General features: G+C 73.8%; 18 protein-coding genes. 7 read left to right on the plus strand and 11 right to left on the minus strand.

Annotation, left to right across the window (positions count from 1 at the left end):
• Positions 1 to 782 (plus strand): ABC transporter permease (locus GFJ45_RS09845; RefSeq protein WP_407670390.1); only part of this gene is annotated, 782 nt, incomplete at its 5' end.
• A gap of 70 nt (positions 783 to 852) precedes the next feature.
• Positions 853 to 1827 carry a COX15/CtaA family protein gene (locus GFJ45_RS09850; RefSeq protein ID WP_153396679.1) on the plus strand — a complete coding sequence of 325 codons (975 nt, stop codon included), beginning with the start codon at positions 853 to 855 and terminating at the stop codon, positions 1825 to 1827.
• On the opposite strand, the gene GFJ45_RS09855 is transcribed toward GFJ45_RS09850, so the two are convergent.
• Positions 1751 to 2701, minus strand: coding sequence for a heme o synthase (locus GFJ45_RS09855; protein ID WP_153396682.1), 951 nt, complete (start codon positions 2699 to 2701; stop codon positions 1751 to 1753). The two genes, GFJ45_RS09850 and GFJ45_RS09855, sit on opposite strands and share 77 nt — an antisense overlap.
• Positions 2702 to 2863: 162 nt before the next feature.
• On the opposite strand from GFJ45_RS09855, the gene tkt reads away from it, so the two are divergent.
• From tkt to pgl, 5 genes are all read left to right on the plus strand, one after another.
• Entirely contained in the window at positions 2864 to 5131 is a 2268-nt protein-coding gene (gene tkt / locus GFJ45_RS09860; RefSeq protein WP_153396684.1) for a transketolase, read from the plus strand.
• A gap of 1 nt (position 5132) precedes the next feature.
• Positions 5133 to 6311 carry a transaldolase gene (gene tal, locus GFJ45_RS09865; RefSeq protein ID WP_153396686.1) on the plus strand — a complete coding sequence of 393 codons (1179 nt, stop codon included), beginning with the start codon at positions 5133 to 5135 and terminating at the stop codon, positions 6309 to 6311.
• Positions 6308 to 7972: a glucose-6-phosphate isomerase gene (locus GFJ45_RS09870; RefSeq protein ID WP_153396688.1), complete on the plus strand. Its 1665-nt coding sequence runs from the start codon at positions 6308 to 6310 to the stop codon at positions 7970 to 7972. Before tal ends, GFJ45_RS09870 begins: the two co-directional genes overlap by 4 nt.
• Before the next feature lie 77 nt (positions 7973 to 8049).
• The gene (zwf, locus tag GFJ45_RS09875; protein WP_153396689.1) at positions 8050 to 9594 is read left to right on the plus strand and encodes a glucose-6-phosphate dehydrogenase; all 1545 of its coding nucleotides are present in this window, start codon (positions 8050 to 8052) and stop codon (positions 9592 to 9594) included.
• On the plus strand, positions 9591 to 11321 hold the full coding sequence (gene pgl, locus GFJ45_RS09880) for a 6-phosphogluconolactonase (protein WP_153396691.1): 1731 nt from the start codon (positions 9591 to 9593) through the stop codon (positions 11319 to 11321). Before zwf ends, pgl begins: the two co-directional genes overlap by 4 nt.
• 34 nt (positions 11322 to 11355) lie before the next feature.
• Here the strand turns inward: pgl and GFJ45_RS09885 are convergent, their stop codons facing one another.
• The 10 genes from GFJ45_RS09885 to GFJ45_RS09930 all read right to left on the minus strand — a co-directional run.
• Positions 11356 to 11724 carry an RNA polymerase-binding protein RbpA gene (locus GFJ45_RS09885; RefSeq protein WP_153396693.1) on the minus strand — a complete coding sequence of 123 codons (369 nt, stop codon included), beginning with the start codon at positions 11722 to 11724 and terminating at the stop codon, positions 11356 to 11358.
• A 150-nt stretch (positions 11725 to 11874) separates the two neighbouring features.
• Complete coding sequence (secG, locus tag GFJ45_RS09890; protein ID WP_153396711.1) at positions 11875 to 12117, minus strand: preprotein translocase subunit SecG; 243 nt, start codon at positions 12115 to 12117, stop codon at positions 11875 to 11877.
• A 71-nt stretch (positions 12118 to 12188) separates the two neighbouring features.
• On the minus strand, positions 12189 to 12968 hold the full coding sequence (tpiA, locus tag GFJ45_RS09895; protein ID WP_228386802.1) for a triose-phosphate isomerase: 780 nt from the start codon (positions 12966 to 12968) through the stop codon (positions 12189 to 12191).
• A gap of 23 nt (positions 12969 to 12991) precedes the next feature.
• On the minus strand, positions 12992 to 14197 hold the full coding sequence (locus tag GFJ45_RS09900) for a phosphoglycerate kinase (protein WP_153396697.1): 1206 nt from the start codon (positions 14195 to 14197) through the stop codon (positions 12992 to 12994).
• A 64-nt stretch (positions 14198 to 14261) separates the two neighbouring features.
• On the minus strand, positions 14262 to 15266 hold the full coding sequence (gene gap, locus GFJ45_RS09905; RefSeq protein WP_153396699.1) for a type I glyceraldehyde-3-phosphate dehydrogenase: 1005 nt from the start codon (positions 15264 to 15266) through the stop codon (positions 14262 to 14264).
• Positions 15267 to 15398: 132 nt separating this feature from the next.
• On the minus strand, positions 15399 to 16379 hold the full coding sequence (whiA, locus tag GFJ45_RS09910; RefSeq protein WP_153396701.1) for a DNA-binding protein WhiA: 981 nt from the start codon (positions 16377 to 16379) through the stop codon (positions 15399 to 15401).
• Between the two features lie 45 nt (positions 16380 to 16424).
• Positions 16425 to 17363, minus strand: coding sequence for a gluconeogenesis factor YvcK family protein (locus tag GFJ45_RS09915; RefSeq protein ID WP_194288611.1), 939 nt, complete (start codon positions 17361 to 17363; stop codon positions 16425 to 16427).
• The gene (gene rapZ, locus GFJ45_RS09920; RefSeq protein WP_153396703.1) at positions 17360 to 18256 is read right to left on the minus strand and encodes an RNase adapter RapZ; all 897 of its coding nucleotides are present in this window, start codon (positions 18254 to 18256) and stop codon (positions 17360 to 17362) included. Before rapZ ends, GFJ45_RS09915 begins: the two co-directional genes overlap by 4 nt.
• 10 nt (positions 18257 to 18266) lie before the next feature.
• Positions 18267 to 20186 (minus strand): excinuclease ABC subunit UvrC, encoded by a 1920-nt coding sequence (uvrC, locus tag GFJ45_RS09925; RefSeq protein ID WP_153396705.1) that lies wholly within the window; start codon positions 20184 to 20186, stop codon positions 18267 to 18269.
• Between the two features lie 27 nt (positions 20187 to 20213).
• A partial coding sequence (locus tag GFJ45_RS09930) for a Rieske (2Fe-2S) protein (protein WP_153396707.1) occupies positions 20214 to 20564 on the minus strand: 351 nt, incomplete at its 5' end.

The following is a 20564-nucleotide window of genomic DNA, read 5'->3' on the forward strand; positions in this document are numbered from 1 at the left end:
GGGCGGACGGTGAGCCCGGCGCCGGCGCGCCCCGCCGCGCCGCCCCGGCGCACCGCCGGGTGCTGGCGCAGGCCGAGTTCGAGACCAGGCAGCTGCTGAGCCACGGCGAGCAGCTGCTGGTGTCGGTGGTGCTGCCGCTGCTGGCGCTGCTGGGCCTGGTCGGGACCGAGCGGCCCGCGCTGGGGCCGGGACGGCACGTGGACCTGGCGGTCGCCGGCGTGCTGGCCCTCGCCGTCGTCTCCACCGCGTTCACCGGGCAGGCCATCCTGCTGGCGTACGAGCGCCGCTACGGGGTGCTGCGGCTGGCCGGAACCACTCCGGTGGGCCCGGTCGGGCTGCTGCTGGGCAAGGCGGCCAGCGTGGTGGCGGTGATCGCCGTGCAGGGGGTCGTGCTCGCGTCGGCGGGGTTGGCACTGGGCTGGGAGCCGGTGGCCGCGGGCCTGCTCCCGGCGGTGGCGACGCTGCTGCTGGGGGCGTGGGCGTTCGCGGCGCTGGGTGCCCTGCTCGGCGGCACGCTGCGCGCCGAGGGGGTGCTCGCGCTGGCCAACCTGCTGTGGGTGCTGCTGCTGGCCGGCGGTGGCCTGGTGCTGGCTGTCGACCTGCTCCCGGTGCCGCCCGCCGTCGCCGCCGGGCTGGGCTGGCTGCCCTCGGCCGCGCTGGGGGACGCCCTGCGGGGGGCGCTGGTGGCCGGGGAGGTCCGCTGGCCCGAGCTGGCGCTGCTGGCCGGGTGGGGCAGCCTGGGCACGGTGCTGGCGGCACGCTTCCTGCGCTGGTCGGACTGAGGCCGGCGGCGCGGTCGGCCGCGGCCGCACCCAGCGGCGGGTCCGGGGCGCGGCTTCCTACCATGGGCCGGTGACCGCTGCCTCCGCCGCGCGGCCCTGGCTGGGCCGGGTGCTGCTGCTCAACCTCGTCCTGCAGTCGCTGATCGTGCTCTCCGGCGGGCTGGTGCGGCTGACCGGGAGCGGGTTGGGCTGTCCCACCTGGCCGCAGTGCGAGCCGGGGTCCTACACCCCCACCTTCGAGGCCTCGGCGGGGATCCATCCCTACATCGAGTTCGGCAACCGGATGGTGGGAGTCGTCGTGGGCCTGGTCGCGGTAGCGGTGGTCGCGGCGGTCTGGCGCTGGGCGCGGGAGCGGCGGGACCTGCTCGTGCCGGCCTGGCTGGTGCTCGGGGGCACCGTGGCCCAGGGCGCGCTGGGCGGGGTCACCGTGCTCACCGGGCTGCACCCGGCCACCGTCGCCGGGCACTTCCTGCTGTCGATGGTCCTGATCGCGGTCTCGGCGCTGCTGGTGGACCGGCAGCGGCGGCCCGGCCCGCGACGCTGGCTGGTCCCCCGGGTGGTGCGCGCGCTGGCCTCGCTCACCACCGGCGTGCTGGCGGTGGTGCTCGTGCTGGGGACCGTGGTGACCGGCTCCGGGCCGCACTCGGGCGACTACGACGACCCCGCCCGGTTCGGGCTGGACCCGCGGACCGTCTCCTGGCTGCACGCCGACGCGGTGATGCTGTTCACCGGGCTGGCGGTGGCGATGCTGGTCGCGACCTCGCTGCTGGGCGAGGCCGGCGGCCGGCCCCGGCGGCTGTGGAGCGCCGTGCTGTTGCTCACCCTGGGGCAGGGCGCCGTCGGCTACACCCAGTACCTCACCGGCCTGCCCGAGGCGCTGGTGCTGGTGCACATGGCGGGGGCCGTCGCGCTGACGCTGGCGGTGACGCTGGGGATGCTGGCGCTGCGGGCACCGGCGGTCGCCGCGGTCAGCCCAGCAGCGGAAGCGGAAGGTGCAGCAGCGGGTCGATCGCGACCCCGAGGAACAGCACCGTCAGATAGCTGATCGAGTAGTGGAACAGCCGCATCGCGCGGGCGGCGCCGGCGCGGTCGCCCTCCCGGGCCCGGGTGAGCAGGGCGTGCGCCTCCCACAGGAAGACCCCGCCGCTCACGACGGCCACCACCAGGTAGAGCCAGCCCATCGGCGCGACCGGCACCAGGGCCAGTGACACCAGCACTGTGGCCCACGCGTAGGCCACCACCTGCCGGCCCACCGCGACGTCCTCGGCCACGACCGGGAGCATCGGCACGCCGGCGCTGGCGTAGTCCTCCCGGAACCGCATCGACAGCGGCCAGTAGTGCGGCGGGGTCCAGAAGAAGACGACCAGGAACAGCACCAGCGCGGGCCAGTCCAGCGAGCCGGTGACCGCCGACCAGCCGATCAGCACCGGCATGCAGCCGGCGACGCCGCCCCAGACGATGTTCTGACTGGTGCGGCGCTTGAGCAGCACCGTGTAGAAGCCGACGTAGAGCACGACCGCGGCCAGGGCCAGCAGCGCCGAGATGAGGTTGACCACCAGCGCCAGCCACAGCACCGAGAGCACCCCGAGCACGGTCCCGAACACCAGCGCGGCCCGCGGGCTGATCCGGCCGGTGACCAGCGGCCGGTTCTCGGTGCGGTGCATCCGGGCGTCGATGTCCCGGTCCAGGTAGCAGTTGAGGGTGTTGGCCGATCCCGCGGCGAGGGTGCCGCCGACCAGCGTGGCCAGGATCAGCCCGACCGACGGGACGCCGCGCTCGGCGAGGAACATCACCGGAAAGGTCGTGACCAGCAGCAGCTCGATGATGCGCGGCTTGGTCAGCGAGACGTAGTCGGCGATCGTGGCCCGCCAGCCACGGGTGGCATCTCCCCCCGCGGGGCGGCGGTCCGTCGTCGTCACGGTGTCCTTCGGGTGGTGGGTGCTGGCACTGCCGGGCTCCGCCGGTCTGCCCCTTGATGGTACCCGTCAAGCCAGCATGCGGGCCCCGGGCCCTGCGGGCTAAGGTCGGGAGGGAGCACAGGCAATGGAGCCGCCACACGCCCGCACCTGTAAGGAGTACTAGTGACCCAGCAGGCCGAGAGCAACCGCCTCACCGCAGCCCGGGACCCCCAGCTGCGTCGCCCGGTGTGCGCCCACGCCGGGTGGACCGACGTCGACGTCCGGGCGGTGGACACCATCCGGGTGCTGGCCGCGGACGCCGTGCAGCGCTGCGGCAGCGGCCACCCGGGCACCGCGATGGCGCTGGCCCCGCTGGCGTACCTGCTCTACCAGCAGGTGATGCAGCACGACCCGAACGACCCGCACTGGCTGGGCCGTGACCGCTTCGTGCTGTCGGCCGGCCACTCCAGCCTCACCCAGTACATCCAGCTCTACCTCAGCGGCTACGGCATGGAGGTCGAGGACCTCAAGGCGCTGCGCACCTACGGGTCGGCCACCCCCGGTCACCCCGAGGTGCACCACACGCCGGGGGTGGAGATCACCACCGGCCCGCTGGGCTCGGGGCTGGCCACCTCGGTCGGCATGGCGCTGGCCCAGCGCCGGCAGCGTGGCCTGCTGGACCCGGACGCCCCGCGCGGGCAGTCCCCGTTCGACCACCAGATCTGGGTGATCGCCTCCGACGGCGACCTGATGGAGGGGGTCTCCCACGAGGCCAGCTCGCTGGCCGGTCACCAGGAGCTGGGCAATTTGACGGTCGTCTACGACCAGAACTACATCTCCATCGAGGACGACACCGACATCGCGTTCACCGAGGACGTGGCCCGCCGCTACGAGGCCTACGGCTGGCGGGTGCACACCATCGACTGGCGCGGCGGTCGTGAGGGCGAGCGCGAGTACGTCGAGGACGTCGACGCCCTGCTGGCGTCGCTGCAGGACAGCCGGGACGCCGACCGTCCGACGCTGATCCTGCTGCGCACCATCATCGGCTGGCCGGCGCCCAACAAGCGTGACAGCGGCGACGCCCACGGCTCGGCGCTCGGTGAGGACGAGGTGGCCGAGACCAAGCGGCTGCTCGGCTTTGACCCCGAGGTCGCCTTCCCGGTCGAGGAGGAGGTCCTCGCCCACGCCCGCAGCGTCAAGGACCGTGGCGCCGAGGCGCACCGGGCCTGGCAGCAGCGGTTCGACGCCTGGCGGCAGGACAACCCCGAGCGCGCCGAGCTGCTGGACCGGCTGGTAGCCAAGCGGCTGCCCGACGGCCTGGAGGAGGCGCTGCCGCAGTTCGAGCCCGACGAGAAGGGCATGGCCACCCGTAAGGCCTCCGGTGAGGTGCTCACCGCGCTGGCCGACGTGATGCCCGAGCTGTGGGGCGGGTCGGCGGACCTGGCCGGCTCCAACAACACCACCATGGCCGACCAGCCCAGCTTCGTGCCGGAGCAGCACTCCACCGAGAAGTTCCCCGGCCACAAGTACGGGCGCACGCTGCACTTCGGGGTCCGCGAGAACGGCATGGGGATGGCCCTCACCGGGATCGCGCTGGAGGGGCTGACCCGCCCCTACGGTGGTACCTTCCTCATCTTCTCCGACTACATGCGCCCGGCGGTCCGGCTGGCGGCGCTGCAGCAGGCGCCGGTGGTCTACGTGTGGACGCACGACTCGATCGGCCTGGGCGAGGACGGCCCGACCCACCAGCCGGTGGAGCACCTGGCCTCGCTGCGGGCCATCCCCGGCCTGGACGTGGTCCGTCCCGCCGACGCGACGGAGACGGCGATCGCGTGGCGCACCGTGCTGGAGTCGGTCGACCACCCCGCCGGCATGGCGCTGACCCGGCAGAACGTCCCGGTCCTGGACCGGGAGGTCTACGCCTCCGCCGAGGGGGTGGCCCGGGGCGGTTACGTGCTGGCCGAGGCCGAGGGCGGCGACCCGGAGGTCATCCTCATCGGCACCGGCTCCGAGGTGCACATCGCCCTGGACGCCCGCGAACAGCTGCAGCAGGAGGGTGTCCCCACCCGCGTGGTGTCGATGCCCTGCCGGGAGTGGTTCGACAACGAGGACCAGGAGTACCGTGACCAGGTCCTCCCGCCGCAGGTGCGGGCCAGGGTCAGCGTCGAGGCCGGCGTGGCGCAGGGCTGGCGCGAGGTGGTCGGCGACGCCGGCCGGATGGTCAGCCTGGAGCACTTCGGCGCCTCCGCCGACTACCAGACGCTCTACCGCGAGTTCGACCTGACGCCCGAGGCCGTCGTGGCGGCGGCCCGGGACAGCATGTCGGCCGCCACCGGCGACACCGCGCCCGCCCAGGCCACCCCGCGCCCCCCGGCGACCGGCGAGAGCACGGTCGGCGACGCCGGCGAGGGCGGCACCCGATCCACCGACGCGACCCAGCAGGAGGGCTGACATGAGCCAGCACACCCCCAACCCCAGCGCCGGGGCGGCAGACGACGCCCGGCAGGAGCCAGGCGCCGGTCCGCTCGCCGACCTGTCACAGGCCGGCGTCTCCATCTGGCTGGACGACCTGAACCGCCCGATGATCACCGACGGTGACCTGGATCGGCTGCTGCAGGACCGGCAGGTGGTCGGCGTGACCACCAACCCGACGATCTTCGCCAAGGCGCTCGGCGAGGGCGAGGCCTACACCGACCAGGTCCGGCAGCTCGCCGAGCAGGGCGCCGACGTGGAGGAGGCGGTCTTCGCCATCACCACCGAGGACGTCCGCAACGCGGCCGACATCCTGCGCCCGGTCTACGACCGCACCGACGGCATCGACGGGCGGGTCTCGATCGAGGTCGACCCGCGACTGGCCAACGACACCGACGCCACCACCGCCGTCGCCAAGCGGCTGTGGAGCGAGATCGACCGGCCGAACGTGCACGTGAAGATCCCGGCCACCGTCGAGGGGCTGTCGGCGATCAGCGGCGCCCTCGCCGAGGGCATCAACATCAACGTCACCCTCATCTTCGGCCTGGACCGCTACCGCGGGGTGATGAACGCCTTCCTCACCGGCCTGGAGCAGGCGCGGGAGAACGGCAAGGACCTGTCGAGCATCCACTCGGTGGCCAGCTTCTTCGTCTCCCGGGTCGACAGCGAGATCGACTCCCGGCTGGAAGAGATCGGCACCGAAGAGGCGCTCGCGCTGCGCGGCAAGGCCGGCATCGCCAACGCGCGGCTGGCCTACCAGGCCTTCGAGGAGGTCTTCGCCACCCCGCGCTGGCAGACGCTCGCCGACGCCGGGGCGCACGTGCAGCGCCCGCTGTGGGCCTCCACCGGCGTGAAGAACCCCGACTACTCCGACACCATGTACGTCGAGCAGCTGGTGGCTCCCCACACCGTCAACACGATGCCGGCCGAGACGCTGGAGCAGGCGGCCGACCACGCCCGCATCACCGGTGACACCATCCGCGGCACCTACCAGGAGTCCCAGCAGGTCCTGGACGAGCTGGAGCGGGTGGGCGTCTCCTACGCCGACGTCGTCGACCAGCTGGAGAAGGAGGGCGTGGAGAAGTTCGAGAAGTCCTGGGACGAGCTGCTGGACACCGTCCGCAGCGAGCTGAAGCGGTTCACCGAGGGCGGCCGGTGAGCGCGCTCTTCCTCGAGGCACTCGGGGCGGCCGCGGACGCCATCGAGAAGCACGTCCCGTCCCTGGTGGAGGACCGGTTCGCCTCCCGGCTGTTCGCGCAGGACGCCACCCTGTGGGGTCCTGAGGCCGAGTCCGAGGCCGCGATCCGGCTGTCCTGGGTCGGGCTGCACCGCAGCTCGCGCCCGCTCGTCGGCCAGATCGAGGCGCTGCGCGAGGAGCTGCGCGAGCAGGGGGTCTCCCGGGTCGTGCTGTGCGGCATGGGCGGCTCCTCCCTCGCCCCGGAGGTGGTGTGCGCCACCCATGGCGTGGACCTGGTCGTGCTGGACTCCTCGGACCCGGCGATGGTCCGGGCCTGCGTCGAGCGGGACCTGGAACGCACCGCCGTCGTGGTGTCCTCCAAGTCCGGGTCCACGGTCGAGACCGACAGCCAGCGCCGGGCGTTCGTCGCCAGCTTCCAGGCCGCCGGGATCGACCCGACCGACCGGATCGTCGTGGTGACCGACCCCGACAGCCCGCTGGACCAGCAGTCCCGGGCCGACGGGTACCGGGTCGTGAACGCCGACCCCGAGGTGGGCGGCCGCTACTCGGCGCTCACCGCGTTCGGGCTGGTCCCGTGCGGGCTGGCCGGCGTGGACGTCGGGGCGCTGCTGGACGAGGCCGAGGAGGTCGCTGACCTGCTGTCGGCCGACGACCGGGGCAACCCCGGGCTGACCCTCGGGGCCGCGCTGGCCGGCACCACGCCGCTGCGCGACAAGCTGCTGATCGCCGACCAGGATTCCGGGCTGCCCGGGTTCGGGAACTGGGCCGAACAGCTGATCGCCGAGAGCACCGGCAAGGAGGGCACCGGGCTGCTGCCGGTGGTGCTCGAGCCCGGCGCCGACCCGTCCGCCGGGTTGGCCGGTGCCGACGACGTCACGCTCGTCCGGCTGCTCCCCGACTCCGTGGACGACACCGGTGCCGAGCGCCCGGAGGGTGCCGAGCGGGCCACCGGTGCCGCCGTCCCCGCACCGTCCCAGGTGGAGGTCGGCGGCGAGCTCGGCGCGCAGCTGCTGCTGTGGGAGGTCGCCACCGCGGTCGCCGGCCGGCTGCTGGGCATCAACCCCTTCGACCAGCCGGACGTGGAGAGCGCCAAGGAGGCCGCTCGCGAGGTGATGGCCTCCGGTGGGACGCAGCGCGACGAGCCGCACGCCGTCGACGGGCCTGTGGAGCTCCGCGGCGGGTCCTGGCTCGGACCGGAGGTGACGACGCTCCCGGATGCCGTGGCGGCGCTGCTCGGCACGGTGGACCGCGACCGCGGCTACCTCGCCGTCATGGTCTACGCCGACCGGCTCGCGCACGCTGACCTGGAGCGGGTGCGCCCCGCGCTGGAGGAGCGGCTGGGCCGCCCGGTCACCTTCGGGTGGGGTCCGCGGTTCCTCCACAGCACCGGCCAGTTCCACAAGGGAGGCCCGCGGGTCGGCAGCTACCTGCAGGTCACCGTGGCGGCCGACGACCACGACTACGACGTGCCCGGCCAGGACTTCACGTTCGGCTCGCTCATCGCCGCGCAGGCCCAGGGGGACGCCGCCGTGCTGGCCGACCACGGCCGCCCGGTGCTGCGGCTGCACCTGACCGACCCCGAGGCCGGCCTGGCCCGGCTGCGGGACGTCCTGACCGGCTGACCCGCCCGACCGACACCGGTCGCCTTGGCCGCCCCGCGGGCGGGTGAGGCGACCTGCCACGACCGGAGGAGACACACGTGACCCCGGTGGAGATCACCGCCGAGCACAACCCGCTGCGTCATCCCGACGACAAGCGGCTGCCGCGGATCGCCGGCCCCTGCAGCATGGTGATGTTCGGCATCACCGGCGACCTCGCGCGCCGCAAGCTGATGCCGGCGATCTACGACCTGGCCAACCGCGGGCTGCTCCCGCCCGGGTTCTCGCTGGTGGGCTTCGCGCGTCGCGACTGGGACGACCAGGACTTCGCCGCGGTCGTCCACGACGCCGTCAAGTCGCACGCACGCACCCCGTTCCGGGAGGAGGTGTGGCAGGACCTGGCCGAGGGGCTGCGGTTCGTGCGGGGCACGTTCGACGACCCGGAGGCGTTCGCCCGGCTCGCGCAGACCGTCCGGGAGCTGGACGAGGCGCGCGGCACCGGCGGCAACCACGCCTTCTACCTGTCCATCCCGCCGGACTGGTTCGCGGCCGTGTGCGAGCAGCTGCAGGCCGCCGGGCTGAGCACACCGCAGCCGGGCACCTGGCGCCGGGTCGTCGTGGAGAAGCCGTTCGGGCACGACCTGGCCAGCGCCCAGGAGCTGAACCACATCATCGAGGCGGTCTTCCCGGCCGACTCGGTGTTCCGGATCGACCACTACCTGGGCAAGGAGACCGTCCAGAACCTGCTGGCGCTGCGCTTCGCGAACCAGATGTTCGAGCCGGTCTGGAACGCCCACTACGTCGACCACGTGCAGATCACGATGGCCGAGGACATCGGTATCGGGGGGCGCGCGGGCTACTACGACGACGTGGGCGCCGCCAAGGACGTCATCCAGAACCACCTGCTGCAGCTGCTGGCCCTCACCGCGATGGAGGAGCCGGTCTCGTTCACCGCCGACGCGGTCCGGGCCGAGAAGGAGAAGGTGCTCGCCTCGGCGCGGCTCCCGCAGGACCTGGCCGCCGCCACCGCCCGCGGGCAGTACACCGCCGGCTGGCAGGGCAGCGAGCGCGCCCACGGCTACCTGGACGAGGACGGTGTCGCCCCTGACTCCACGACCGAGACCTACGCCGCGCTGAAGCTGGAGCTGGACTCCCGCCGCTGGGCCGGGGTCCCGTTCTACCTGCGCACCGGCAAGCAGCTGGGCAAGCGGGTCACCGAGATCGCGGTGATCTTCAAGCGCACGCCCCACCTGCCGTTCCGCAGCACCGACACCGTCGAGATGGGCAAGAACGCCATCGTCGTCCGCATCCAGCCCGACGAGGGGATCACGATGCGGTTCGGGTCCAAGGTGCCGGGTACCCAGATGGAGGTCCGCGACGTCACCATGGACTTCGGCTACGGGAGCTCCTTCACCGAGACCAGCCCGGAGGCCTACGAACGGCTCATCCTGGACGTGCTGCTCGGTGACCCGCCGCTGTTCCCGCGGCACGAGGAGGTCGAGCAGTCCTGGCGGATCCTCGACCCGGTGGTGCAGTTCTGGAACGAGCACCCCGAGCAGATCGGCCAGTACGCGGCCGGCACCTGGGGCCCGCCGGAGGCGGACCAGCTGATGCACCGCGACGGCCGCGAGTGGAGGCTGCCGTGATCGTCGACCTGCCCAGCACCACCACCAAGGACGTCAGCAAGCGGCTGGTCTCGCTGCGCCACGAGGTGGGCGCGATGGCCATGGGCCGGGTGCTCACGCTGCTGGTGGACGTGGACGAGGAGGGCGCGGACGGCGCCATCGCCACCGCCAACGAGGCCACCCGGCAGCACCCCGCGCGGATCGTGGTGCTGGTCCGGGGCAACCGGCGCGGTCGCGACCGGCTGGACGCCCAGATCCGGGTCGGCGGCGACGCCGGCGCCAGCGAGATCATCGTGCTGCGCATGTACGGCGCGCTCGCCGACCACGCCGAGTCGGTCGTGACCCCGCTGCTGCTGCCGGACTCCCCCGTCGTGGCCTGGTGGCCCCAGGAGCCGCCGGCCGACATGGCCCGCTCCCCCATCGGCCAGATGGCCCGCCGGCGGGTGACCGACGCGGCGGCGTGCGCCCGACCGTCGCTGCAGCTGCAGCGACGCGCCCGCCACTACCGGCCCGGTGACACCGACCTGGCCTGGACCCGGGTCACCCGGTGGCGCGCGGTGCTCGCGGCCGCGCTCGACCAGCCGCCGTTCGAGCCCGTCACCCAGGCCACCGTGGTCGCGGGCGAGGAGACCCCGCAGGCCGACCTCATCGCCGGCTGGCTGGGCCACGCGCTGGGCGTGCCGGTCGAGCGGCGCACCGACTCCGCCGGGCCCGGGCTGCTCGGCGTGGTGCTGGAGCGGCCTTCCGGACCGGTGGAGCTGCGCGCCGAGGACCCAGACTCGCCGGTCGCGGTGCTGCGGCAGGCGGGGCAGCCGGACCGGGAGGTGGCGCTGCGACGGCCCACGCTGTCCGAGGGGCTGGCCGACGAGCTGCGCCGGCTGGACACCGACGAGATCTTCGGCGCGGCACTGCGCCACTCCGCGCTGCCCGTCAGTGAGCGGCAGCAGGACGGCGCCGCCGGCGCAGCCGAGGCTGCCGCGGCGGCCCCGCACGCGGGCCGCACCACCAGCCTGCAGGTGCTCGCCGACGCGGACACGCTGGCGGGGGCGGTCGCGGCCGCGATCCGCGACCGGCTGGACCGCGCGGTGCGGCAGCGGGGAGAGGCCCACCTGGTGCTGACCGGGGGGTCGATGGGCAACGCGACCGTCCGGGCGCTGGCGGCGCTGCCGTCGACGCCGGACCTGTGGCAGCAGGTCCACGTGTGGTGGGGTGACGAGCGGTTCGTGCCGGAGGGCCACGAGGACCGCAACGACCGGCAGGCACGCGACGCCGGGCTGGAGCGGCTGGGGGTCCCGGCCGGCCAGGTGCACACCGTGCCCGCCGGCACGGACGAGGCGGACCTGCCGCAGGCAGCGGAGGCCTACGCGAGGGAGCTGGCCGCGGCCGCGACCGCCGCGGACGACGTGCTGGTCCCGGCCTTCGACGTCGTGCTGCTGGGGCTCGGCCCGGACGGGCACCTCGCCTCGCTGTTCCCCGACCGGCCCGAGGTGGCGGTCAGCGACCGGACGACCGTGCCCGTCACCGACTCCCCCAAGCCTCCCCCGCTCCGGGTCTCACTGACCGTGCCGGCGCTGTGCCGCGCCCGCGCGGTGTGGTTCGTGGTCGCCGGGGAGGACAAGGCGCCGGCGGTGGCCCGGGCCCGGGCCGCGACCGAGCGTAGCCGGGCGCTGCCGGCCACGTGGGTGGCGGGCACCGAGGAGACCGCCTGGTGGCTCGATGACGCGGCCGCCGGGGCCCGCAGCGGCTGAGCGGCGGTGCCCCGGGGAGGCCTGGAGGCCTCCGTCAGCCGGCGCCGGTGCCTGGGATGCCGGAGCGGCGGGCGCGCAACGCCTGCAGCGCCTCCTCGAGGAGCTGCTCGCCGTCGGCGTCGCTGCGCCGCTCCTTCACGTAGGCCAGGTGGGTCTTGTACGGCTCCACCCGCGGCGGCGCGGGCGGGTGCTCCTGGTCCTGCCCGGCCGGCAGCCCGCAGCGGGGGCAGTCCCAGGTATCGGGAATCTCGAGCTGTTCCTCTGCGGCGAAGCTGGGCCGCGTCTCGTGCCCGTTGGCACACCAGAAGCTGATGGTGCGTCGGGCGGCGCTCTCGCCGCGCTCGACCTCGCCCATCGGCCCAGAGCCAACCCGGCTGCCCCGGATCGCGTTGGTCCCGACCACGTGCACTCCCCTTCCGCCGCAGACGACTGTGTCCTGTGACCGTCACCCTATACCGAGGCGGTGACGCCTCCCCCGCACCCGGGCGCCGCCGGCACGGGACGCGGCGCGCCGCGGTCCGCAGCCGCTGGCCGGGAGTGCCCCCGCCGTCGGTCAGGTGAAGCGGATGAGCAGCCCGATCCCGGTGATGACGGCCACCCAGATCACCGCCACCGAGATGGTGATGCGGGTCAGGTTGCGCTCCGCGACCGAGGAGCCGCCGAGGCTGCTGGACATGCCGCCACCGAACATGTCCGACAGCCCGCCACCGCGGCCCTTGTGCATGAGGATCAGCAGCACCAGGAAGATGCTGCACAGCACGAGCAGCACGTCGAGGAAGATCCGGACAGCGTCCAACACGTGTTAACACCTTTGCGTCGTCGGGGCGGGACCGGTGGCCCGACCTCCCAGCCTAGCCCACCGCCGGCTCAGCCGGCGCTACCCCCGTGGTGCTCCCGGTAGCGGCAGATCGAGGCGAAGTCCTCCACCGACAGCGACGCGCCGCCCACCAGCGCCCCGTCGACGTCGGGCTCGGCCATGGTCGCCGCGACGTTGCCGGGCTTGACCGAGCCGCCGTAGAGGACCCGGAGCTGCTCGGCGACGCCGTCCCCCCACCGCTCGGCGACCCGGGCGCGGACCGCGGCGGAGACCTCCTGGGCGTCCGCGGGGGTGGCGACCTCCCCCGTGCCGATCGCCCAGACCGGCTCGTAGGCGACCACAACCTCCAGCAGCTGCTCCTCCGCGAGCCCCTCCAGCGCGGCGTCCAGCTGGGTCAGCACGTGGGGGACGTGCCCGTCCTGCTCGCGCACCGACAACGGCTCCCCGACGCACAGGATCGGCCGCAGCCCGTGCCGCAGCGCCGCCGCGACCTTGGCGGCGACGACGGTGTCGTCCTCGCCGTGGTGCTGGCGGCGCTCGCTGTGGCCGACCACGACGTAGCGGCAGCCGAGCCTGGCCAGGAACGCTCCGGAGACGTCACCGGTGTAGGCGCCGCTGTCGTGCGGGGACAGGTCCTGCGCACCGTAGCCGAGCTGGAGCCGGTCACCCTGCACCAGCGTCTGCACCGACCTCAGGTCGGTGAACGGCGGCAGCACGACGACCTCGACCGCGGCGAAGTCGTGCCTGGCGTCGCGCAGCGTCCAGTCCAGCTTCTGGACCAGGTGGGTGGCCTGGAGGTGGTCCAGGTTCATCTTCCAGTTGCCCGCCATGAGCGGGGTGCGGGTCTCGTTGCTCACTGCTCCTCCAGCACGCTCAGGCCGGGCAGCTCCTTGCCCTCCAGGTACTCCAGACTCGCGCCGCCGCCGGTGGAGACGTGCCCGAAGTCGTCGTCCTGCCATCCCAGCTGACGCACCGCGGCCGCGCTGTCGCCGCCGCCGACCACGGTGAGCGCGCCGTCGCGCCCCGCTGCCACGAGCGCCTCGGCCACCGCGCGGGTGCCGGCGGCGAACGGCGCCATCTCGAAGGCACCCATCGGCCCGTTCCAGAACACGGTGCGCGCGTCCTGCAGCGAGTCGGCGAAGGCGCGGGATGCCTCCGGCCCGATGTCCAGGCCCATCCGGTCGGCGGGGATGGCGTCGGCGGGGACCACCTGGTGGTCGGCGTCCGCGGCGAACTCGGTGGCGACGACGACGTCGGCGGGCAGCAGGATCTCCACGCCCTTCTCCTCGGCCGTGCGCAGGTAGCCGCGCACCGCCTCCAGCTGGTCCTCCTCGAGCAGGCTACGGCCCACTTCGTGACCCTGCGCGGCGAGGACCGTGAAGACCATGCCGCCGCCGATGACCAGCTTGTCGGCGACCCCGATCAGGGCGTCGACGACACCGAGCTTGTCGCTGACCTTGGCACCGCCCAGGACCACCACGTAGGGGCGCTCCGGTCCCTCCCGCAGCCGGCGCAGCACCTCCACCTCCTGCTGCACGAGCAGTCCGGCGGCGTGCGGCAGCCGGAGCGCGACGTCGTAGACGCTGGCCTGGCGGCGGTGCACCACGCCGAAGCCGTCGCTGACGAACACGTCGGCCAGGGCGGCCAGCTGCTCCGCGAAGCCGTCCCGCTCCTCCTCGTCGCTGCTGGTCTCGCCGGGGTTGAACCGCAGGTTCTCCAGCAGCACCAGCTGCCCGTCCGGCAGCCCGGCGACCGCCTCGCGGGCGGCCTTGCCCACGGTGTCCTCGGCGAACGCGACGTGCTCACCGAGCAGCTCGGAGAGCCGGTGGGCGACCGGCCGCAGCGAGTACCGCGGGTCCGGGGCGCCGCTGGGCCGGCCGAGGTGGGCGGTCACCACCACGCGGGCACCGGCGTCCAGCAGCCGACGCAGCGTGGGCACCGAGGCGCGGACCCTGCCGTCGTCGGTGATGGCGCCCTCCTCGTCCAGCGGCACGTTGAGGTCGCTGCGGACCAGCACGGTCCGGCCGCGCAGGTCCCCGAGGTCGTCGATCGTCTTCACCCAGGTCCTCCTGTAGGGCTGGTGAGCAGGCGGAAGGGGGCGGCAGCGCCCGGGCAGGCCCGCCTCAGAGCGAGGTGCCGACCTTGGCGACGAGGTCCAGGAGGCGGTTCGAGTAGCCCCACTCGTTGTCGTACCAGCCCACGATCTTGACCTGGTCCCCGATCACCTTGGTGAGCCCGGCGTCGAAGGTGCACGAGGCCGGGTCGGTCTCGATGTCCGTGGAGACCAACGGTGCCTCGCTGTAGGTCAGGATGCCCTTCAGCGGGCCCTCCGCAGCGGCCTTGAACGCGGCGTTGACCTCCTCGACGCTGGTCTCTCGGCCGGCCCGGAAGGTGAGGTCGGTGGCCGAGCCGGTGGGGGTGGGCACCCGCAGCGCGTAGCCGTCCAGCCGGCCCTGCAGCTCGGGCATCACCAGGCCGATCGCCTTCGCGGCGCCGGTGGAGGTGGGCACGATGTTGAGGGCGGCCGCGCGGGCGCGGCGCAGGTCCTTGTGCGGCCCGTCCTGCAGGTTCTGGTCCTGGGTGTAGGCGTGGATGGTGGTCATCAGCCCCTGCACGATGCCCAGCTCCTCGTGCATGACCTTGGCCATGGGGCCCAGGCAGTTGGTGGTGCAGGAGGCGTTGGAGATGATGTGGTGCTGCTCGGGGTCGTAGTCGCTGTCGTTGACCCCCATCACCACGGTGAGGTCCTCGTTCTTGGCGGGGGCCGAGATGATGACCTTGCGGGCTCCGCCGTCGAGGTGCGCCCGGGCCGCGGTCGCGTCGGTGAAGATGCCGGTGGACTCCACGACCACGTCGGCCCCCAGGTCGCCCCAGGGCAGCGCGGCGGGGTCCTTCTCGGCGTAGGCCTTGACCTCCCGGCCGCCGACGGTGATCGCGTCCTCGGTGGCGCCGACCTCCTGGGGCAGCCGGCCGAGGATGGAGTCGTACTTCAGCAGGTGCGCCAGGGTGGCGTTGTCCGTCAGGTCGTTGACGGCCACGACCTCGATGTCGGCACCCGAGGCGAGGACGGCGCGGAAGAAGTTGCGGCCGATGCGGCCGAAGCCATTGATGCCTACGCGAACGGTCACGGGGCAACCAACCTTTCTTGTCGCGGCACGCGCTGCAGGCGCGCGAGGAACGGCGGTGTCGGACCCAACCTACGGGATCGGCCCCGACATCTCACCCCAGCCCCGGGGGCACGACCGGCCCGACGGGGCTGCTCACTCCTCGAACATGTCGGGGGTGAGGTTGGCGTCGGTGCCCTCGATCCCCAGCTCCTCGGCGCGCTTGTCGGCCATCGCCAGCAGTCTGCGGATGCGACCGGCCACGGCGTCCTTGGTCATCGGCGGCTCGGCCAGCTGCCCCAGCTCCTCCAGGCTGGCCTGCTTGTTCTCCAGCCGCAGCAGCCCCGCGGCACGCAGGTGCTCGGGGACGTCACCATCCAGGATCTCCAGCGCCCGCTCGACACGCGCGCCGGCCGCGACCGCGGCGCGGGCCGACCGGCGCAGGTTCGCGTCGTCGAAGTTGGCCAGCCGGTTGGCGGTGGCGCGCACCTCCCGGCGCATCCGCCGCTCCTCCCAGGCCAGCACCGCGTCGTGGGCGCCCAGCCGGGTCAGTACGGCGCCGATGGCGTCACCGTCACGCAGCACCACCCGGTCGACGCCGCGAACCTCGCGCGCCTTCGCGGCGACCCCGAGCCGGCGGGCCGCACCGACGAGCGCCAGCGCCGCCTCCGGGCCGGGGCAGGTCACCTCCAGCGAGGAGGACCGGCCGGGCTCGGTGATCGAGCCGTGCGCCAGGAACGCCCCTCGCCAGGCGGCCTCGGCGTCGCAGACCGCGGCCCCCACGACCCGTGGCGGCAGCCCCCGCACCGGGCGGCCGCGGTGGTCGATCAGCCCGGTCTGCCGGGCCAGCGCCTCCCCGTCCTGGGTGGCCCGCACCACGTAGCGGGTCTGCTTGCGCAGCCCGCCGGGGCTCATCACCACCAGCTCGCTCGAGGTGCCGTAGACGTCGGCCATGAACGCGCGCAGCCGGCGCGCCGACTGCGCGGCGTCCAGCTCGGCCTCGATGACGATCCGGCCCCCCACGATGTGCAGGCCGCCGGCGAAGCGCAGCATCGTCGACACCTCGGCCTTGCGGCAGCAGGTCTTGGTGACCGGCAGCCGCGCCAGCTCGTCCTTCACCTTGGCGGTCATCGCCATGGCGTCATCCTCCCAGTCGTGCAGGTCGGTCGGGCCGTCGGTCCGCTAGCCACCCAGGATCACGTCCCGGTAGGCGGCCGCCAGGCGGAGCGTGTCGTGCTCCCGTGGGCTGCGCATCTTACGCACGTGCGAGACGACCAGGTCCGCCCCCATGTCGCGGGCGGCCTCGGCGAGCCCGTCACCGGGCGGGACCACGGAGTGGTCGGCGATGACGGTGTCCAGCCGCAGTCCCGGCGCGTGCGCCCCGAGCACCTCCAGGTGCTCGGCCGCGGAGAACCCGGTGGTCTCCCCGCCCCCGTCGCCGACGTTGAGGGTGAGCAGCCGCCGGGCCGGGGTGTCGACCAGGGCCTGCTGCAGGTCCGGCACCAGCAGGTGCGGCATCACCGAGGTGAACCAGGAGCCCGGACCGAGGATCACCCAGTCGGCGAGCATGACCGACTCGACGGCCTCGGGGCAGGCCGGCGGGTCGTCCGGGAGCAGCCGGACGCTGAGGACGCGGCCGCTGGCGGCCGCGACCCGGGACTGCCCCCGGATCGTCTCCATCTCCCCGCCCTCGTGCTCCGGCGCCAGCGCGGCCTCGATGTCCAGCGGGATGGAGGCTGCCGGCAGCACCCGGCCGCGGATGTTCAGCAGCCGCCCGGCCAGGTCGAGCCCCCGCACCGGGTCGGTGATCAGCTCCCACAGGCTCATCAGCAGCAGGTTGCCCAGGGCGTGTCCCGCGAGTCCGCCGTCCCCGCCCAGGCGGTGCTGCAGCACCGCCTCCCACTGGTGGCCCCACTCGGTGTCCTCGCACAGCGCCGCGAGCGCCATCCGCAGGTCACCCGGCGGCAGGATGTCGAACTCCTCGCGCAGCCGGCCGCTGGACCCGCCGTCGTCGGCGACGGTCACGACGGCGGTGATCCGCTCGGTCAGGTGCCGCAGCGCCCGCAGCGAGGCCGCCAGGCCGTGCCCGCCGCCCAGGGCGACCACGCGTGGGGCGCTCACTCCCGCCCCAGGTCCCGGTGGAACGGGGTCAGCGCGACCCCGTCCGGCGGCTGCAGCAGCCGGATGAACTCCTCGACCGCCACCACCGAGCGGTGCTTGCCGCCGGTGCACCCCAGCGCGACGGTGACGTTGCGCCGGCCCTCGGCCAGGTAGCCCTCGACGGCGAACCGCATCATCTCGGCGGCGGCGGCGAGGTACTCCCGGGCCCCGGGCTGGCCGAGCACGAAGTCGCGGACCGGCTCGTCGCGGCCGGTGTAGGGGCGCAGCTCCGGGTCCCAGTAGGGGTTGGGCAGGAACCGCAGGTCGAGCACCACGTCGGCGTCCAGCGGGATGCCGTACTTGAAGCCGAAGGAGAGCACGGCCAGCCGGAGCCGGTCGTCCTCGGAGGAGCTGAGCAGGTCGTCGACCTTGGCGGTCAGCTGGTGCACGTTGTAGCCGGTGGTGTCCACCACGACGTCGGCCGACGCCCGGACGTCCCCGAGCAGCCGGCGCTCCCGGCGGATCCCGTCCAGCAGCAGCCCGTCGCCCTGCAGCGGGTGGGGTCGCCGCACCGACTCGAACCGGCGCACCAGCGCCTCGTCGGTGGCGTCGACGAACACGGTCCGTGGGGACCACCCGCGGTCACGTAGCTCACGCAGTGCCGCCGCCAGCTCGGTGGTGAAGTTGCGGCTGCGCACGTCGACGACGGCGGCGACCCGCTGCGGCTGGCGCGCGCCGTCCACGGTCAGCTCCAGCAGGTCGACGAGCATCCGCGGCGGCAGGTTGTCCACGACGTACCAGCCGCGGTCCTCCAGGACGTCGGCAGCGGTGCTGCGGCCGGCCCCGCTCATCCCGGTGAGCAGCACGAAGGCTTGCTGGTCCGAGTCCGCCCCCGGGCCTGGGGCTGCGCTCATGCGGTGCTCCTCACTCGGTGACCTCGCCGGTACTCAGGTTAACCGCGGGCTGCAGCGGGCTCTGGTGCAGCCGCTCGTGGACCGCCCGGGCCAGTGCCGGCCCCACGCCCTTGACCTCGGCGATCTCCTCGACGGTGGCGGCCTCGATCCGCTTGACGGAGCCGAAGTGGCGCAGCAGCGCCTTCTGCCGGGCCTGCCCGAGACCGGGGATGCCGTCCAGCCGGGAGACGGTCATCGCCCGGCTGCGCCGCTGCCGGTGGAAGGCGTTGGCGAACCGGTGTGCCTCGTCCCGGACCCGCTGCAGCAGGTACAGCCCCTCGGACGTGCGCGGCAGGATGACCGGGAACTCCGAGCCGGCCACCCACACCTCCTCCAGCCGCTTGGCGAGGCCGATGACGGCGACGTCGGCGGCACCCTGGGACAGCAGCGCCTCCTGGGCGGCCCGCACCTGCGGCAGGCCGCCGTCGACCACCACCAGGTTGGGCGGGTAGGCGAACCTGGCTGGCCTGCCGTCCTCGTCCCGACCGCTCTCTCCGGCCGGCGCCTGCTGCAGGTGGCGGAACCGGCGGGAGAGCACCTCGTGCATCGCGGCGGTGTCATCGGTGTGGCCCTGCCGGACGATGAAGCGCCGGTACTCGGACTTGCGCGGCAGGCCGTCCTCGAAGACCACCATGGAGCCGACGACCTCACTGCCCTGGGTGTGGCTGATGTCGAAGGACTCGACGCGCAGCGGGGCCTCCTCGAGGTCGAGCACCTCCTGCAGCTCCTGCAGCGCCTGGCTGCGCAGCGTCAGGTCCCCGGCCCGGGAGACCTTGTGGCGGGCCAGCGACTGCTCGGCGTTGCGTCGGACGGTGTCCAGCAGGGCGCGCTTGTCGCCGCGCTGCGGGACCCGCAGCTGGACCCGGGAGCCGCGCAGCCCGGACAGCCACTCCTCGACACTCTCGGCGTCGGGCGGCAGCACCGGGAGCAGCAGCTGCCGCGGCACCGCCTCACCGGTCTCGCCGCCGTACACCTGCTGCAGCAGGTGCTCCACGATCTCGCCGAGGTCCTCCGCACCCTTCTCGCTGACCCAGCCGCGCTGGCCACGGACCCGCCCGCCGCGGACGTGGAAGAGCTGCACGGCGATCTCCAGCTCGTCGTCGGCGAGGGCGAACACGTCGGCGTCGGTGGCGTCGGGCAGCACCACGGCCGAGCGCTCCAGCGCCCGCTCCAGCGCACCCAGGTCGTCCCGCAGCCGGGCGGCGCGCTCGAAGTCCAGCTCGTCGCTGGCCCGGCGCATCTCCCGCTCCAGCCGGCGCACGAACCGGGCGGTGTTGCCGGCCATGAAGTCGCAGAAGTCCTCCGCGATCGCGCGGTGCTCCTCCTCGCTGACCCGGCCGACGCACGGTGCCGAGCACTTGTCGATGTAGCCCAGCAGGCAGGGTCGCCCCACCTGGCCGGCCCGACGGAAGACGCCCTTGCTGCAGGTGCGCAGCGGGAAAACCCGCAGCAGCTGGTCGAGGGTCTCCCGGATCGCCCAGGCGTGGGCGTAGGGACCGAAGTAGCGGGTGCCGGGCCGCTTCGCGCCGCGCATCACCTGCGCCCGCGGGAACTCCTCCCCCATGGTGACGGCCAGGTAGGGGTAGGACTTGTCGTCGCGGTACTTGACGTTGAACCGCGGGTCGTACTCCTTGATCCAGGAGTACTCCAGCTGCAGCGCCTCCACCTCGTTGCGGACCACGGTCCACTCCACGCTGGCACCGGTCTGCACCATCGAGCGGGTGCGGGGGTGCAGCCCGGCGACGTCCTGGAAGTAGGAGCTCAGCCGGGCGCGGAGCGACTTGGCCTTGCCGACGTAGATGACCCGGCCGTGCTGGTCGCGGAACCGGTACACCCCCGGCTCGGCCGGGACCTGCCCCGGGGCCGGTCGGTAGGTCGCGGGGTCAGCCACGGCACCAGGGTAGGTGCTCGGGCGAGGTCACCCGGACACCCGCACGTCGTCGCCGTCGACCTCCACCGCGAGCTCGGTCAGCCCGGTCTCGGCCGGACCCTCCACCACACCGCCGGTGCCGATCTGGAACCGGCTGCCGTGACAGGGGCAGACGAGCAGCTCGCCCTGGACCAGCGAGACCCGGCAGCCCTGGTGCGGGCAGGTGGCGTCGAACGCCACGACGCTGCCCTCCTCCGGCCGGGCGACCAGGACCTGGGCGTCCTCCAGGTAGGTAGCGCTCCCGACCGGGACGTCGGCCAGTGGCACCCGCGCCCGGTCACCGCTGCCGTCGGTCCCGCCGGGCGCGGCGGGCTCGCCGCCACTGCCGCCGCCGGCGCA

It is taken from the genome of Ornithinicoccus halotolerans, assembly GCF_009602535.1.
GTDB lineage: Bacteria > Actinomycetota > Actinomycetes > Actinomycetales > Dermatophilaceae > Ornithinicoccus > Ornithinicoccus halotolerans.

What these genes read in the sequence shown, in the direction of transcription:
- tal (WP_153396686.1), top strand. Translation starts at nt 5,133, where the DNA reads ATGAGCCAGCACACCCCCAACCCCAGCGCCGGGGCGGCAGACGACGCC.
- tpiA (WP_228386802.1), bottom strand. Translation starts at nt 12,968, where the DNA reads ATGGCGGGCAACTGGAAGATGAACCTGGACCACCTCCAGGCCACCCAC.
- whiA (WP_153396701.1), bottom strand. Translation starts at nt 16,379, where the DNA reads ATGGCGATGACCGCCAAGGTGAAGGACGAGCTGGCGCGGCTGCCGGTC.
- rapZ (WP_153396703.1), bottom strand. Translation starts at nt 18,256, where the DNA reads ATGAGCGCAGCCCCAGGCCCGGGGGCGGACTCGGACCAGCAAGCCTTC.